The following is a 16,108-nucleotide window of genomic DNA, read 5'->3' as shown; positions in this document are numbered from 1 at the left end:
GGGAAAGGAGCATGAACTTGGGGTTCAATGCTTGAGGTTCGTTTTTCACACACTGTGCGCCTTCCTACGCCGGCATTACCCGGATCAGGTCATAGGGTTTGATCTCAGCCGCGAAATATCGCAGCACCCCTTAACTTACCTTTTGCAAGTCGGGTGCAAAGATAAGGCGTTTTCTTGAAGAAACAAAATAAAACTTAATTTATTTTCTTTGTGTTTTCTTGGGCTCGACGGGGTGGAAATAATCCTTAATTTCATCTTCCATCACCGTTGTATCGGCCTCCTTGGGCTTTCGTCCGGGCATATAGAGCATGATGGTGAACTGGTTATCGGCGCTCAACGGCATAACTGTTCCATCAGGAAACTGGGCATATTTGTAAGTTGCGGGCACTCTGACGATCTTGATACGATGCTTTTCCAAGCATTCCCAAGATACCGCAAAGTAATATATCCCATCATCTTGCGACACATAAAAGGCCTCTTCGTCCTCTGCATTCTGTTTTAAAGCTTTTACTTCGGCATCTGAAATCAGGAAATCTACTGCACATTTACGGTTCGGAACTATGAAAGTGCCTTTACGCTCTTGTACTTTTTGGGCGGAAACTGCTGCGGATATAAACATCATCAGTAGCAAAACGAAGAGACGAAATGCACTCTTGCGGCTACAGTTCAGCATGTTCGACATATCTTTCTCCATCGTCTTTCGATTTTATCACGAAGGTTTCGAAAACAAAGATAAAACATCTTTTTGAAACAACCACGCACTTTCGCGATTATCTTTCGATGAAATTAGAAGAATAAGTAGGTGGTTTATCCGCCTTATACAGTATATGTATCACGGATACACCCTACTTTTATCGCGCATATCCGCCATGTGTAAGTTTTCCGAACAGATAACCTACCGCTTGATTTTGAATGAGTTTTCGATGCTTTGTATCTCGTCTGAAAACAGGCGATCTATCTTCAACCGTTGTTCTACCTGCGAACAACTGTGGATAACCGTGGAATGATCGCGCCCTCCAACGAGCTTGCCGATGCGCGAGGCAGGCATTTTAGTGTACTTCTGTGCAAGATACATCGACACTTGGCGGGCCACTACGAGGTCGTGTTTGCGGCTCCTGCTGTTGACGGCCGTTGCGGATACGTTGAAATGATTGCACACCGAATCGAGAATATCGTCGATAGTAAGGGGCTTGTCGTCTATCTTTACGGCACGTTTAATCACTCTCTCGGCCAAACGCATATCGATGCTGCTGTTGTAAACCACGCTGTATGCCAGCAACGAATTAACCACTCCCTGCAAATCGCGCACGCTCCCATTAGCCGAAGAGGCTATAAATTCAACCACTTCTTTGGGGATATCCAGCCCGTCGCGGTGTATCTTATTATTCAAGATATCGATACATAGCTTTACATTAGGCTGCTCCAATTCGGCAATAAGCCCACAAGAAAAACGGGTAAGCAGTCGGTCGTTCATGCCTTCGAGGTCTACCGGAGGGCGATCACTGGCAAGAATAATACGCTTACCGTTTTTAAATAGATGATTAAAAATATGGAAGAATGTGTTCTGTGTTTTTACTGCAGTAATCCACTCCTGTATATCATCCACGATTAGAACGTCTATCGTTTGGTAGAAGTTGATAAAATCGTTTACGCTGTTTCGCAATGTAGCGTTGCTAAACTGTACTTGAAAGAGCCGCGCACTGACATATAGCACCCGTTTCCGTGGGTAATGTTCGCGGATTTTCATACCTATAGCATTGATAAGATGCGTTTTACCGCAACCAGACGGGCCGTATATGAACATCGGATTGAATTGTGCCGTGTTCGGATGCTCTGCTATAGACAGTCCGATAGACCGCGGAAGTTTGTTACTGTCGCCCTCTATATAGTTTGCAAACGTTTGATGAGGGTTGAGTTGCGAGTCTAATGGCTGCATTTTTACCGCATCCATGAGCGACGGAGATTGGTTTCCTCGGCTGATTGCCTTCGGTTTAGGATCGGTATCTCCCACAACGCCCTCTACAACAGTCGTAATGTTGTGCTCTTTATCGGCCATTATACGGTAACCAAGGTTCACGTTTTTGCTGAATACACGGCCAAGCACTTTCTTCAGTAAGTCTACATAATTCTCTTCCAAATACTCATAAACAAACGTACTCGGTACTTTTACCAGCACTGTTTTCTTCGTTTCGTCGTACGATTCGAATACAATGGGCTTGAACCATGTACTATATTGTTGTTCTGTAACGTTCTCACGAATAAGCGCAAGGGCGTTTTCCCAACAGGAATTAGGGCTTACTTTCATCTATAAAACGACTTTAGATACGTCTTCCGACATATTTTTCATTGTAACGTAAGTGCAAAATTAAAAAAGAATTTTATATAAAACAAATAAACGGATTTATAAATTTTTAATGATAAATGCATAAAGTGCTTATTTTACCGACTTTACATGTTTCTGTCAAACGGTATACAAAAAAGTAGATTTTGTATTTTGTAACATCCTGATATCGAGCTATTTAAAGCACATTTGATAAAGATATGAGAAATAACAGTGAAACATATTGAAACAAGGCGGAAAAGCAAATAAAAATAAAGGCTTCGGACAGTTTGCCCGAAGCCGTGAAACATTAGCGCCACTATTTAGACTAATTTTAATTAAGAGTACCACCTAACGATATTATCCGATAGTTCCATCGAAGATAGATATACGGCCTTTCGCCCTTAGACCTATCGCCTGTAGAAAACAGATATAAGCCCTATCGGGGACGGATTATTTGTCTTTCCTGCCAAAGAGTGAGAAGTGAACATAACGTTTAGGGTGCTGACGCAGGTTAACCATCAGAGAATCGGCATTTCGCATTACCGAATTCATATTGTTATAGAGGCTTGCATCGTTCATCAACAGGCCAAGCGAGCCTTGATTGCTGTTCAGGCGTGCCGTGAGTTCCTTCACGTTGGCGATGGTATGGTTTACCTGTTCCATCGTTCCTGCGACATCTATGGCAGCTAAGTTGGTTGTTAACCGGTCTGTGTTATCGAGTATACCGTTAGCTTTCCTCATCATTACCGGTACATTATGGTTCAGATTGGCCGTCAATATATTCAGTTGTCGTGTGGTAGTGGTAAGGTTCGAGGCTACGGTCTGCACATTATGAAGCGATTGTGCGATAGCCGGATCGGCCAAAAGCATATTGAGACTCGACATTATAGAGTCGAGTTTCGGCAGCATTTTCTCTATTGAAGGCACCATTGACGATAGCTTTCCCAAGGCTCCATTATTGATATTGCCGTTGATGGTCTCACCCGGATTAACCCTCTCTCTCGGGTTATTGGCAAGTAGAAGGTTCACCTTTACGTTACCGAGCATATCGCTAACGATCTCGGCCGAACTGCCCTTGGGTATCCGCATGCCTTTGTCTACGCCGATGATAACCCTTGTATCCTTCTTATGGCTATAGTCGTACTCTATTCCTTTAACCACTCCGACCTGATATCCATCGGCATAAATAGGACTGGACGACGATAAACCGCTGATATCTTTAAAGGCTATGTAATATATATTGTCTTCAGAGAACAAGGTAAGCCCCTTCAGAAAGTTCATACCATAGAAAAGTACGATTATTCCAACGATGGCAACGACGGCTATCTTTATCTCTTTTGTAAACTTCATTGTTATCTATTTTTTATTTAATCTGAATTCCTTGACGGCTTCGTTGATATCTACTCGCCTGCCATCTTTAAAGGCTACGATAAACGCTTGCGGGAACTTGTCGGCAATCTGCTTGCGAAGATTGTTGATTTCGTTATAATCTGTGGAAGCTCCATAGGTATATTTGTACAGGTTGCCCTCCTCGTAACTGTCGTAATCGGTAATGCCTTTTAAATGAGCATCGTCCGGACGAAGCTTACGACTGACGGCAAAAATCTGTATCTTGAATACAGGTACGCTGGCTACAGGCTGCTCAGACGGTGCCTCAACGGGCTGTTCTTCTGTGTTAGGAACAACTTTTTCGGGATCGTTTACCGGTTTGTAAGGTTGCGGAACCACGGTCGGAATATCGACAGGTTCTGCCTTTTCGGCCTTATAGGGCACCACTATCTTGCCGTCGTGCTTGCTCTTATACTGTATAAAAGCATTGTATATGCCCCTTGCAATGGCATCTACCTGACCATTGTTGTTCAGTGTACGTTCTTCATCCGGCGTGGTGATGAAGCCGAGTTCTATCAGACAACTGGGCATAGATGTTTCGCGCAACACGAGGAAACCGGCTTGGTGCACGCCTTTATCGGGCCGATTAGCAGTGCTACACACATTGCTTTGTATCATTTTAGCGAGTTCTATGCTCTTTTCCATGTTCTTCCCTTGGATGAATTCGAACATGATATAGCTCTCGGATGATCGGGGATTGAAGCCTTGATACGTCTGCTGATAGCCTTTCTCCATAGAGATAACGGAGTTTTCGCGCATGGCTACGTCGAGATTATCCTTTGCGCGGTGCATACCCAAGGTATATGTTTCGAAGCCGCGTGCCTGCTTTCCTGCCGGCAGAGCGTTCGTATGAACGGAGATAAAGAGGTCTGCTTTATTGCGATTGGCTATGTTTGCCCGCTCCATCAATGGGATAAACACGTCGTTTTTACGCGTATAAATAACTCTAACATCAGGACAATTCCGCTCTACATATCGTCCGAAAGCCAACGCAACGGTAAGGTTGATTTCTTTCTCCTTGGATATCGCACCCAATGCACCGGCATCATGCCCGCCGTGCCCGGGATCGATAACAAGGGTAAAACGCTTATTTGCAGCCATAGACATAGTTGCAAATACAATAAGAGTTATCAGAGAAATTAACGACTTTCTGCCCATATCGTTACAAAAGTAATTAAATAATGTGAGAAAACCGTTATTATCTAAAGGGTTTTATCATTTATTAAGTGTAATTCTACACCGGCACAATCGCAATCCGCACCCATCGGAGGATTGATTTTGGCAATATCTATGTCTATTTTTTCTATATTGGGGAACTGTCGGAACAGGTGCCTGCCTATTCTATATGCCACGTTTTCGAGCAGTTGAGAGACTTCCGCCATCTCTATTTTGATGATATCGCAAACACAAGCATAACTGATAGTATCGGTAAGCATATCGGATAACATCGCTACACCTATGTTATAAGCGATACAGACATTCACTCTATAGTCGTTGCCTATAACATGTTCTTGCGGCATCACGCCATGATAGGCATGACACCGCAGGTTCCGAACATAAATATAACTTGAATGTACTTTCATTCCACCCTATCCGCAACGCGATGCTCCGCAGTTTTTACAGATTAAACATCCCTCTTGATAGATAAGTGTTTCGTGCCCACAAACCGGACATTTTTGCCCTTTGGCCTCGGTACCGTCTACGATATACTTCTTCAGAGCACGTTCCACGCCGTTCTTCCAAGTATTTATACTCTCGTCTTTCAGTTGGAGCGAGCCCACAAGTTTAATCACATGGTCGATCGGCATACGGTATCTAAGCACGCCGGATATTAGCTTTGCATAGTTCCAATACTCCGGATTGAACTTCTCGCTCAGCCCTTCAACGGTGGTCTTATAGCCTCTTTTATTCTCAAATTGGAAATCATAACGGTGTGTTCCGTCCTCATTAGTCTGCTTAATGATCTTTCCTTTGGTCACAGTCTTGGGCAATACGATGCCTTCTTCATCATCCTGTAAGCCGGTGAATATCTCATAAGGATAGCCATCCAATAGGCCTACGAAAGCAACCCACTTATCTTTGTTGTTCTGGAAACGTACCACATCGCAGGCAAGTTCCTTTGGTCTCACCTCTGTTACTTGCGGATGTTGGCACGGGGGCATACCGAGTTGCTCCATATTATTATCTTTTACCGCCTCTCCATCTTCATTCTTTTTCTTATCTTTCTTCGATACGGAGATCATAACCCCTGCGCGACTTCCGTCTCGATAGATGGTGCAGCCTTTGCATCCGCTCCTCCAAGCCTCCACATACAGGCGGTTCACCAGCGCTTCATCCACTTCATTGGGCAGGTTAACGGTTACGCTGATGGAGTGATCTACCCACTTTTGGATGGCTCCTTGCATGCGAACCTTCATCAACCAGTCCACATCATTTGCCGTAGCTTTATAATATGGCGATTTTGCAACGAGCTCGTCGATCTCTTCTTGAGTATATTTTTTGGTAGAATCGATACCGTTTATCCGCATCCACTCAAGGAACTTCTTGTGATAAACGATGTATTCTTCGAACGAATCTCCTACTTCATCCACGAAATCAACGTGCACATCGGTGTCGTTGGGGTTCACTTTTCTGCGGCGTTTATATACGGGCATGAATACTGGCTCTATGCCGCTTGTGGTCTGTGTCATAAGAGAAGTGGTGCCGGTTGGTGCAATTGTCAGGCACGCAATGTTACGACGTCCGTATTGCACCATATCTCTGTAAAGTTCGGGATCGGCTTCTTTCAAGCGCAGGATAAACGGATTGCGCTCCTCTCGCTTAGCATCGTAAACCTCGAATGCACCGCGTTCTTTCGCCATCGTTACCGAAGAGCGGTAAGCACCCAACGCTAAAGCACGGTGAACACTTACGGAGAAGTCTGTCGCTTCTTGTGTCCCGTAGCGCAATCCCATGGCTGCAAGCATGTCGCCTTCCGCTGTAATGCCCACACCTGTACGCCTTCCAAGCCCACTTTTGTACTTTATCTTCTCCCAGAGATGGTATTCAGCTCCCTTCACTTCATCGCTTTGCGGATCAATAGTTATCTTCTCCATGATCTTGTCTATCTTTTCAAGCTCGAGATCCACGATGTCGTCCATAATTCGCTGTGCTATCTGTACATGCTTCTTAAAGGTATCGAAGTCGAAATAAGCATCCTTTGTAAACGGATTTACCACATAAGAATAGAGGTTGATACACAACAGACGGCAACTGTCGTACGGACATAATGGGATTTCACCACACGGATTGGTGCTTACGGTACGGAAACCAAGGTCGGCATAACAGTCGGGTATGCTCTCCCGAATAATGGTATCCCAAAACAACACCCCGGGTTCGGCGCTCTTCCATGCATTGTGTACGATCTTTTCCCAGAGCTTTTTCGCCGATATACTATTGGTACACTGGGGGTTCTTACTATCTATAGGGAATTGCTGCGTATAAGGTTTGTCGCTTATAGCGGCATTCATAAACTCGTCGTCTATCTTTACAGACACGTTAGCTCCCGTAACTTTCCCCTCTGTCATCTTAGCATCGATGAATAATTCGCTATCCGGATGCTTGATACTTACACTCAACATCAACGCTCCACGGCGACCATCTTGCGCTACTTCGCGTGTGGAATTGCTATATCTCTCCATAAAAGGCACCAATCCGGTACTTGTAAGAGCCGAGTTATTAACAGGTGAGCCTTTCGGACGTATGTGGCTCAGGTCGTGGCCCACGCCCCCACGGCGCTTCATCAGCTGAACTTGCTCTTCATCAATGCGCATAATGGCCCCGTAGGAGTCGGCATCGCCGTCGAGACCTATTACGAAACAGTTACTCAGCGAGGCCACCTGATGATCGTTTCCGATACCTGTCATTGGGCTACCTGCAGGCACTATGTACCGAAAATGGTCTAAAAGTTCGAATATTTCCTTTGCTTTAAGCGGATTGGCATACTTTTTTTCGATCCTTGCAATCTCGTCCGCGATGCGCCAATGCATATCTTCAGGCGACTTCTCGAATATGTTTCCGAAGCTATCTTTCATCGCATATTTGTTCACCCATACACGTGCAGCGAGCTCATCCCCACCAAAGTATTCCAACGAAGCGCCAAACGCCTCCTCAAAAGAGTAAGTTTTCTGATTTTCCATTATACGTATATCTTAAATATTATGTTCTTGTTTTAGTCCAGTGTGTGCAAAACTACTATTTTATTTCCACATATTAAAACTATTTCTCATATATTTTATATAAATAAAATACTAAGAAGTTCGCCAAAACAGGAAACTTTTACTAACTTTGTAAAAATAAAATGATCAAAAAATGAAATCACTATTAAGCAGACGAAGCATCCGTAAATATACTAAAGAGGATGTATCCGATGAACTTCTTCACCAACTCTTGGCCGACTCCGAGCACACTCAAACGATGGGAAACCTGCAACTTTATTCCGTTATCATTACCCGCGACCGTGAAAAGAAACGTCAACTATCGGCGGTACATTTCAATCAACCGATGGTAGAGGGTGCTCCTGTGGTGCTTACTTTCTGTGCAGACTTCCGACGTACTACCCTTTGGGCCGAGAAACGCATGGCAAATCCCGGTTACAGCAACTTCCTTTCATTCGTCAATGCGGCCTCTGATGCACTGCTATACTGCCAAACATTCTGCAACATCGCCGAAGAACAAGGGCTCGGCTTATGCTATCTCGGCACCACGGTTTATATGCCCGAAAAGATTATAGACATACTGAAGTTGCCCAAATTGGTCATGCCGATTGCAACAATTACCTTGGGATGGCCCGACGAAACGCCCGCCCAATCGGATCGGCTGCCGCTAAATGCAATCATACATAATGAAACTTATCACGATTATTCGCCCGAAATGATCGATCGGTTCTACACTCCGAAAGAAGAACTTCCCCAAAACAAGCAATTTGTAGCAATCAACCATAAGGAAACACTCGCACAAGTGTTCACCGATATTCGTTATACCAAGAAAGATAACGAGGCGCTTTCGCAAACTCTGCTTGCCGCTCTTCACCAACAAGGTTTCATGGATTGACGCCTTACACGGCGTTTCTGCAGAAAACAAGCGTGGCGTTCATATTGTATGAACGCCACGCTTATTATATATAATAAGGTGTAATTTTCGGCTAATCTTGAAAATACACCCGCTTTACACGGTTGCTGATACATGTAAGAACCTCGTACGGAATGGTGTCGAGAGCATCGCTCAGCACTGTTACAGGCAGATGGTCGCCGAATATTTCCACACTGTCGCCCTCCTTACAGTCGATACCTGTCACGTCTATCATGGCCACATCCATGCAAATATTGCCTACGTATTCTGCCCTTTTACCGCCCACCAAGCAATAGCATCTCCGGTTTCCGAGCCTGCGGTTCAGCCCGTCTGCGTAGCCTATAGGTATGGCTGCAATCACACTGTCGCGGTCGATAACGCCCTTACGCGAATAACCCACCGTGTCTCCTGCCGGCACGTGGCGCAGCTGAAGGATAGTTGTCTTCAGCGTACATACATTATTTATAATATGGTTGTTGCGCGAATCGATGCCATAAAGCCCCAATCCGAGCCGGCACATATCAAGCTGTCGCTCCGGAAAATGCTCTATGCCGGCAGAATTGTCTATATGTCTAAGTATCTTATGTGGGAATGCAGCCTTCAGTTTACGGCTTCCTTCATCGAACAGGGCGAACTGCCGTGCCGAAAACTCATCGAAACTGTCGCTGTCGGAACCTACGAAATGCGAGAATACAGAACGCGGAATTACGGCATTCTGGTGCTGCATACGGGCGATAAGTCGGCCGATATCTTTATTAGGATCGAAACCTAAGCGATGCATACCCGTATCCAACTTGACATGGACGGGGAAACCGGCGACTCCTTCTTTCTCTGCAGCCTTGATAAGCGCCTCCAACAGCCGGAACGAATATACCTCGGGTTCCAAATCATAGTCGAACATAGTCTTGAAAGCCGTCATTTCCGGGTTCATTATCATGATGTTCGAAGTTATTCCGTTCTTACGTAAAGTAACGCCTTCATCGGCAACTGCTACGGCAAGATAGTCCACTCTGTGGTCTTGCAGCGTCTTTGCTATCTCTACAGCCCCCGCACCATAGCCGTCTGCCTTTATCATACAAACGAGTTTGGTGGTCGGTTTCATGAAACTGCGATAATGGTTTAAGTTGTCTACAACGGCATTTAAGTTCACTTCAAGTATGGTTTCGTGCACCTTTTGGGCCAAAAGCTCGGTCAACAGATCGAACCCAAAGCTGCGAGAGCCTTTCAATAAGATCACTTCATCGCGCAGAGAGCGGAACACTTCGCTGCTTATAAAGCTGTCGACCGACTCGAAGAAGAACTTTTCTCTTACCTTTATCTCGTCCGACTGTGCCGATATTTCGGGGCCGATACCTATGAATTTCTCCACTCCACGGCCTTGTACAAGCGTCGAAACCTCTCTGTACAGCTCACGAGGCGACTCTCCGCTTTGGTAAATATCACTCAATATGAGCGTATGTCGGCGCCCCTTGTGGTCCGGTCTGCGGTTCATAAAGTCGAGAGCTATATCAAGTGATTTCACATCAGAGTTATAAGAATCGTTGATAAGGGTGCACCCGTGCTGACCGGTCTTCACTTCCAAGCGCATCGCTACGGGTTCCAACCGCTGCATTCTGCGGTCTAAATCGTCGGCAGACAGCCCGAGATACAGGCTCACAGCCATGCAGGTAATGGAATTTACAACCGATGCGCTGTCGATAAACGGTATGGAGTACCGCCCTTCTTTACCATTATATACATAGGTAACGGTGGTAGTGTTTTCTTTCTTTTCTATGGCTTTTACGAACAGCGGGGCGTTCCGGTCTTTCTGCGACCAGCCCATACGCCGGCCTTTATAGCCGGATTGCTCCATGCAGCGGGCAATCAGATCATCGTCGGCATTATAGATAACGGCTTCAGAGTCGTGGAATAGCTTGAGTTTTTCGCTGCATTTCTCCTCCATCGAGGCAAAGTTCTCCTGATGGGCGGTACCTATACCGGTAAGAACCCCGATGGTGGGCTGTATGATACTGCGCAGCGAGGCCATCTCGCCGGGCATACTGATGCCGGCTTCGAATACGCCTATCTGCGTCAGTTCGTTCATGAGCCACACCGAGAGGGGCACTCCAATCTGCGAATTATAGCTTCTTGGGCTTCGTGTAACGACCATTTGCGGCGATAGCAGCTGGTAGAGCCACTCTTTCACCATAGTCTTGCCGTTGCTGCCCGTGATGCCCACGACCGGAATATCGAACTCGTCGCGATGGCGTTCGGCCAGCCTTTGCAGTGCACCGAGCGGGTTTACCACTTTCAGGAAGTTGGCATCGGGGTAAAGCGTGTCGTAATTATCGGGCAAATGTTCTACCACAAAATTGAATACACCGCGACGATACAGGTCGCCGATGAAGTGTTGACCATCGTTGCGATCGGTCTTTAAAGCGAAAAACAACGTTTCTTCTGCGAAACAAAGCGAACGACTGTCGGTTAAAAGAAAGCCGATATTGGCATCTCTGTTGCCGTATCGATGCGCTCCGATCAGCGTTGCAACCCTTTCGATAGTATAAGTCATAGCCCTTATTATATTTAATTCTCTTGTCAAGACGGTGCAGCCGGCAGCCACGAAATCCGTATTTCGCGCTGCCTCATAGCCCACCGACCGAGTGCAAAGATACTCCTTTTCCCACTTACGGCAAAGAGATTGAATTATTTTTCGCCTATTATTTTTAGCATATATTATAGGTGCATCGCCGCCATGCAAGCAAGCCATCCCCTTCCCCTGTGCCATTCTCAAGAAAGAAGAGTATGCCACAACGTAAAGACTCGTATGGCCTAAGTATTTTACATAGGCATTTTAAGCATCTTAGATTGCCTGTCTATCCGCCTTACACCATAGGTATATCTTAATTGTCCTTGCGGTCTTTCTCTCTTCTCCTTCACTTTTTAAAATCACAGGTCGAACTTATAACCCACGGTGAACATAAAACCATTGTCCTTAACGTTATCCACTTTCGCGATATTTGTGATGCCCAAATTGTAACGGGCATCAAGAACAACGTTCATATATTCATAAGATATGCCCATCGGAACTGCCAGTTCCACTTTCTTGAAGTTTCCTGTAACATTGGCATCGAATACGCCTTCCCCGCTGAAAGTACGCTTCCCTTTCGCATCTACGGTATATTCTTCCCACTCATGCCTCGACTTTGCATGGAGCGGGAAGCCCACCTGCAGGCCTACATTGACCGAAAGACCTTCGGCAACATACCCATGCAGCATTAACGGAACATTCAAACAGTGCAAGTTCACTACATTCCTACGCACGCCATGAAGCAATTTAGCGTTGTCGTAATATTCTTCATGATCCTTATAACGGCACCCCTGCAGGGAATAGAATACACCTATGGAACCGCCGAGCACATCGGTAAACTGATACATCAGGTCTACTCCGCCGGTAAAACTTCCCTTCATAACGGGTTTATCCTCTATCCCTTGCTCCGACGAACTCGCCACGTAGTAATACGAATTGCCCGATAAAGTGGAAACATTTACGCCGAGACGGGGTATCAGAGAGAACGTTCCGGCGCGGCTCTGTGCAAAACTATCCAAAGAAACCAAATATAATAAGGTTGCAAAAATATACTTTTTCATGTGATACTGTTTTACTTTAAAACGGTTTTTTACGCATTTTATTATAATTCTGCTCATTTTCGAAAAGAGACGTTTATCTTATATGGAAAAAGCGCAACGGACATCAACGTCCACTGCGCTTCATTTCTACATAAACTAAAGTCGAATTGAATGATTATTAATTACTGTTTATGTTCGTCAGAAATAAGTGTCATACTGAATCTTTATATCTTCTTTGTCGATTGTAGAACGAACGGAACCACCTGCTTGAGATAATTTGTACGAGTGCCGTCTACACCTATCAGCCCTTCTACAATCTGTATACCGAGCACTTTCTTGGTAGCATTGTATACGCCATACGATGAGAAGTTGTTAACTGCAAAGGCAACCTGCACCTTATGTTTTTTACCTCCGTAGGTCAAATCGAAACTGGGTGTTACGGGATTAACCAAGAAAGTAACCGGCGAGGTCTTAATGAAACCGATACGACATGTCATGTCTTGGTCTGCTGCCTCCTCCAAAGCCTTCTTCAATTCCGCATCGGTAACGTTGAAAGCCAGTACTTTCGACGGGAATTTAGTAATCGTTAACGTGCTGTCGTTGGTAATAGTCCACTTTACGGCAACCGTATCTGTCATATCTTTAGGGTTCTTTTTGTTCTCGCTTTTATAGATCAGATTACCCTCGTAACTGCCCTTTACCGTAAGCAGGCACTGCGCAATCTCCTCTTTGGTAAGCTGCTTGTAAGAATTATCATCGCTGTTACAAGCCGTAAAAGCCATTGTTACTAAACCTAATAATGCTACTGTAAAAATCTTAAATGTTTTCATTGTCTTTGTTTTTTGAGTTATAACGATTAATTGCTTTTGTCCTATAAATGGGGTATTTCGTAAAACTTGCATCCCTATTATGTTAATAAATCATAATCGAACATAACAACTTTCAAACTTAGGCGATAAACCTTACTTTAAAATATTTTAAGAAAAAAAGGCATATTCTTGATGCAAGTTTTCGTAATATTGTAATTTAAATGGGCAAAGACAACATTTAAACCGAAGAAATTATGAAAAAATTAACGCTATGGACCTTAGCTCTTGCGCTGACAACCGGTGCTTTCGGTCTTCAATCATGCTCCGGCGATGACAACGATTACAGTCGTCTTTACCCCACAGCCCTTGTCACCGTGAAGCCCAACAGCGACAACTCGTCGTTTTACATGCAACTGAACGACTCAACAACACTACTGCCTGCCAATATGAAAGCATCGCCCTTCGGCAAAAAGGAGGTGCGTGCACTGGTAAATTACACTATGGTTGACCGTCCTACAATGCATTCTGGCCGTGCTGTTAATATCAACTGGATAGACAGTATCCTAACTAAACGAATGGCAGTTACACTGGGTGATAAGAATGCAAGTACCTACGGAGTCGATCCGGTGGAGATCGTGAACGATTGGGTGACCATTGCAGAAGACGGATACCTTACACTTCGCTTCCGTACACGTTGGAGCAACGGCAGCCGACACATAGTTAATCTGGTGGCAACCGATAGCAATAAAGAGCCTTACAAGGTTACTTTCTACCACAATGCACAAGGTGATCGCTGGGGAGCTGTAGGAGATGCCATCGTTGCATTCCGTCTCAACGACCTTCCCGATACGCATGGAAAAACGGTAGACCTTACTCTTGAGTGGAATGCATATAGCGGAAAGAAGACGGCAAAGTTCAAATACTGCACACGTAAGGCCACTAATTCATCGGCAAACATTGCTTTCGGCACGCTGATAAAATACGTCAACTAAAAACGGTGAACTTCTTTATCGGAGACAAAGAGAAGAAATTGGTAAAACAACTTCGCCATGGAAACAGCACGGCGATGCACGATTTCTATGCTCTTTATGCCGACTATCTCACCGGAATATGTGCCCGATACGTGGGAAACGGCGACTCTCTGAAAGATGTTCTGCAAGACTGTCTGGTCAATATCATTACTCATGTGGGTGAATTCGAGTATCGTGGCGCCGGTTCCCTGCAGGCATGGGCCACGAAGATCGCCGTAAACCAGTCTTTAAAGTTCCTGAAAGAGCAGAAACACGGTGAGTTCGTCACATTAGAATGGGATGTCCCCGACAGCGAGAAATACAGGGAAGACGAAGAAGAGCCGCCGATCAGCGACATTCCTCCCGACGTTATCCACCGCTTTATTACAGAACTGCCCACAGGATACCGCACGGTTTTCAACCTTTATGTATTCGAAAACAAGAGTCATCAAGAGATTGCAGCTACATTAGGCATCAAGAAAGACAGCTCGGCATCGCAGCTGCATCGGGCGAAGAGCCTGCTTGCAAAGAAAATAGAACAATACAACACCTCAAAACAAAAGGCACGATGAAAGAACAATGGAGAAAAGAAATGCAGCAAAAGCTCGCCGGTTATCGCCAACCGGCGCCCGAGGTGTCGTGGGTAGAAATCGAGAAAGCCGTTGCTAAAAGCAAGAAGTCTGCCACGCAGATACCGCTTGTATGGCGACGTATTGCCGCAGCTGCCATGATTATATTCATCTGCGGGGGCGGCTTCATCGTCTATTATCAACATGCAGACAAGCCGCACACCCCGAATACTGCTTCCCTGAACAGGGGGCAAACCGTCTCTCCTGCAACGCCAACTGCCGTCCCCATCACACCTACACTCGCATCTTCGACCGGTTCTGCAGGCACAGCATCGCCCGCAAGGCATATCGCTACAGGCAACATTACAGTAATATCGGCAACCCAGACAGCCACTACAGAAATACCACATCAGGCAAACAATACCACACAATACACAGATGCAACTGTGCAAGACTCCCCATCTGAGATGCCTGTAACCGTCGTTCCCGCTCCACATAAACAGGAAACAGAGAAGAAAGAGCAGCAACGCAGTCGGCCTCAACGGCAACAATATCCTTCTTACCCCGTACCTATGCCGGAGTACACCCCATCGACAACCGCCGACAACCGACTTATGGCAAGCGCTTTCGTATCGAATGTAGCAACAGCGCAGAACCATTCTGCCAGCAACGTACCAATGCTTGCAGCTGCCGATCCTATAGGTATGCACGGCAAAGATATGGATGGTAAAGGCGCTTATGCCGTTATGAACCGTGAGAATGATATACATACAGAGGTGCATCACCGCCAACCTGTGCGCTTCGGATTGTCATTGAGATATAATATAAACGACAGATGGAGCATCGAAGGAGGCATTTCGTACACCCTTCTTGCCTCGGATATCTCTCGAAAATCCGAGGCCTACGCCTACAAAACCAAACAGAAACTCTCGTACATGGGCATACCTGTCAATGTGAATTACCGCCTATGGGGCAATCGCCGGTTCAACCTGTACGCATCGGGAGGGGGCACTGTCGAGAAAATGGTTAAGGGAAAAGCTACTACCAACACCATTGTAGACGATAAAGTATCGACCACTACCAACGAAGATATAAGCATGAACCGCCTGCAGTTCTCTGCTACGGGGGCGATAGGTGCCGAATTCAAAGTCGATAAACGGTTCAGTATCTTCGCCGAACCGGGCCTTAGTTATTACTTCGACAATAAAAGCAACATGGCTACAATCTATCAAGATAAGCCTCTCAACTTCAACCTGAATATCGGAATTAGACTAAATATTAAATAAAAAAGAT

General features: G+C 45.5%; 13 protein-coding genes and 1 riboswitch. Of the genes, 4 read left to right on the top strand and 9 right to left on the bottom strand.

The window, feature by feature from the left end; all coding sequences use genetic code 11:
* Positions 1-43 precede the first annotated feature (43 nt).
* A riboswitch (TPP riboswitch) is annotated at positions 44-141 on the bottom strand.
* A gap of 58 nt (positions 142-199) precedes the next feature.
* From BN3912_RS00445 to BN3912_RS00420, 6 genes are all read right to left on the bottom strand, one after another.
* Complete coding sequence (locus BN3912_RS00445) at positions 200-694, bottom strand: hypothetical protein (protein WP_023984831.1); 495 nt, start codon at positions 692-694, stop codon at positions 200-202.
* 201 nt (positions 695-895) lie between these two features.
* Positions 896-2,305, bottom strand: coding sequence for a chromosomal replication initiator protein DnaA (gene dnaA / locus BN3912_RS00440; RefSeq protein WP_004368506.1), 1,410 nt, complete (start codon positions 2,303-2,305; stop codon positions 896-898).
* A gap of 468 nt (positions 2,306-2,773) precedes the next feature.
* On the bottom strand, positions 2,774-3,673 hold the full coding sequence (locus BN3912_RS00435; RefSeq protein ID WP_004368505.1) for an MlaD family protein: 900 nt from the start codon (positions 3,671-3,673) through the stop codon (positions 2,774-2,776).
* A gap of 6 nt (positions 3,674-3,679) precedes the next feature.
* On the bottom strand, positions 3,680-4,813 hold the full coding sequence (locus tag BN3912_RS00430; protein WP_317038896.1) for an N-acetylmuramoyl-L-alanine amidase family protein: 1,134 nt from the start codon (positions 4,811-4,813) through the stop codon (positions 3,680-3,682).
* A 101-nt stretch (positions 4,814-4,914) separates the two neighbouring features.
* Entirely contained in the window at positions 4,915-5,295 is a 381-nt protein-coding gene (folB, locus tag BN3912_RS00425) for a dihydroneopterin aldolase (RefSeq protein WP_004368503.1), read from the bottom strand.
* A 6-nt stretch (positions 5,296-5,301) separates the two neighbouring features.
* The gene (locus BN3912_RS00420) at positions 5,302-7,890 is read right to left on the bottom strand and encodes an adenosylcobalamin-dependent ribonucleoside-diphosphate reductase (protein ID WP_023984829.1); all 2,589 of its coding nucleotides are present in this window, start codon (positions 7,888-7,890) and stop codon (positions 5,302-5,304) included.
* 172 nt (positions 7,891-8,062) lie between these two features.
* Between BN3912_RS00420 and BN3912_RS00415 the strand changes: the two genes are divergently transcribed.
* Positions 8,063-8,803 (top strand): nitroreductase family protein, encoded by a 741-nt coding sequence (locus BN3912_RS00415; RefSeq protein WP_023984828.1) that lies wholly within the window; start codon positions 8,063-8,065, stop codon positions 8,801-8,803.
* A gap of 91 nt (positions 8,804-8,894) precedes the next feature.
* On the opposite strand, the gene BN3912_RS00410 is transcribed toward BN3912_RS00415, so the two are convergent.
* The 3 genes from BN3912_RS00410 to BN3912_RS00400 form a co-directional block, all read right to left on the bottom strand.
* On the bottom strand, positions 8,895-11,369 hold the full coding sequence (locus BN3912_RS00410) for a bifunctional UDP-N-acetylmuramoyl-tripeptide:D-alanyl-D-alanine ligase/alanine racemase (protein ID WP_023984827.1): 2,475 nt from the start codon (positions 11,367-11,369) through the stop codon (positions 8,895-8,897).
* Between the two features lie 377 nt (positions 11,370-11,746).
* Complete coding sequence (locus tag BN3912_RS00405; protein WP_230204597.1) at positions 11,747-12,448, bottom strand: porin family protein; 702 nt, start codon at positions 12,446-12,448, stop codon at positions 11,747-11,749.
* A 203-nt stretch (positions 12,449-12,651) separates the two neighbouring features.
* The gene (locus BN3912_RS00400) at positions 12,652-13,257 is read right to left on the bottom strand and encodes a DUF4840 domain-containing protein (protein ID WP_023984825.1); all 606 of its coding nucleotides are present in this window, start codon (positions 13,255-13,257) and stop codon (positions 12,652-12,654) included.
* A 233-nt stretch (positions 13,258-13,490) separates the two neighbouring features.
* Between BN3912_RS00400 and BN3912_RS00395 the strand changes: the two genes are divergently transcribed.
* From BN3912_RS00395 to BN3912_RS00385, 3 genes are read left to right on the top strand one after another with little or no spacing between them, the layout of a single operon-like run.
* A complete protein-coding gene (locus BN3912_RS00395) occupies positions 13,491-14,228 on the top strand; it encodes a NigD1/NigD2 family lipoprotein (RefSeq protein ID WP_023984824.1) in 738 nt (245 codons plus the stop codon).
* A gap of 5 nt (positions 14,229-14,233) precedes the next feature.
* Complete coding sequence (locus BN3912_RS00390; protein ID WP_023984823.1) at positions 14,234-14,818, top strand: RNA polymerase sigma factor; 585 nt, start codon at positions 14,234-14,236, stop codon at positions 14,816-14,818.
* On the top strand, positions 14,815-16,101 hold the full coding sequence (locus BN3912_RS00385; protein ID WP_023984822.1) for a porin family protein: 1,287 nt from the start codon (positions 14,815-14,817) through the stop codon (positions 16,099-16,101). Before BN3912_RS00390 ends, BN3912_RS00385 begins: the two co-directional genes overlap by 4 nt.
* The last annotated feature ends 7 nt before the right edge of the window (positions 16,102-16,108 follow it).

Source organism: Prevotella phocaeensis, assembly GCF_900065875.1.
GTDB lineage: Bacteria > Bacteroidota > Bacteroidia > Bacteroidales > Bacteroidaceae > Prevotella > Prevotella phocaeensis.
Note: the sequence above shows the minus strand (reverse complement) of the source record. Positions and strands in the feature narration are given on the sequence as shown.

Bases quoted from the DNA above. Each gene is read 5' to 3' on its own strand.
- BN3912_RS00445 (WP_023984831.1), bottom strand. From the start codon at position 694: ATGGAGAAAGATATGTCGAACATGCTGAACTGTAGCCGCAAGAGTGCA.
- dnaA (WP_004368506.1), bottom strand. From the start codon at position 2,305: ATGAAAGTAAGCCCTAATTCCTGTTGGGAAAACGCCCTTGCGCTTATT.
- BN3912_RS00435 (WP_004368505.1), bottom strand. From the start codon at position 3,673: ATGAAGTTTACAAAAGAGATAAAGATAGCCGTCGTTGCCATCGTTGGA.
- BN3912_RS00430 (WP_317038896.1), bottom strand. From the start codon at position 4,813: ATGGCTGCAAATAAGCGTTTTACCCTTGTTATCGATCCCGGGCACGGC.
- folB (WP_004368503.1), bottom strand. From the start codon at position 5,295: ATGAAAGTACATTCAAGTTATATTTATGTTCGGAACCTGCGGTGTCAT.
- BN3912_RS00420 (WP_023984829.1), bottom strand. From the start codon at position 7,890: ATGGAAAATCAGAAAACTTACTCTTTTGAGGAGGCGTTTGGCGCTTCG.
- BN3912_RS00415 (WP_023984828.1), top strand. From the start codon at position 8,063: ATGAAATCACTATTAAGCAGACGAAGCATCCGTAAATATACTAAAGAG.
- BN3912_RS00410 (WP_023984827.1), bottom strand. From the start codon at position 11,369: ATGACTTATACTATCGAAAGGGTTGCAACGCTGATCGGAGCGCATCGA.
- BN3912_RS00405 (WP_230204597.1), bottom strand. From the start codon at position 12,448: ATGAAAAAGTATATTTTTGCAACCTTATTATATTTGGTTTCTTTGGAT.
- BN3912_RS00400 (WP_023984825.1), bottom strand. From the start codon at position 13,257: ATGAAAACATTTAAGATTTTTACAGTAGCATTATTAGGTTTAGTAACA.
- BN3912_RS00395 (WP_023984824.1), top strand. From the start codon at position 13,491: ATGAAAAAATTAACGCTATGGACCTTAGCTCTTGCGCTGACAACCGGT.
- BN3912_RS00385 (WP_023984822.1), top strand. From the start codon at position 14,815: ATGAAAGAACAATGGAGAAAAGAAATGCAGCAAAAGCTCGCCGGTTAT.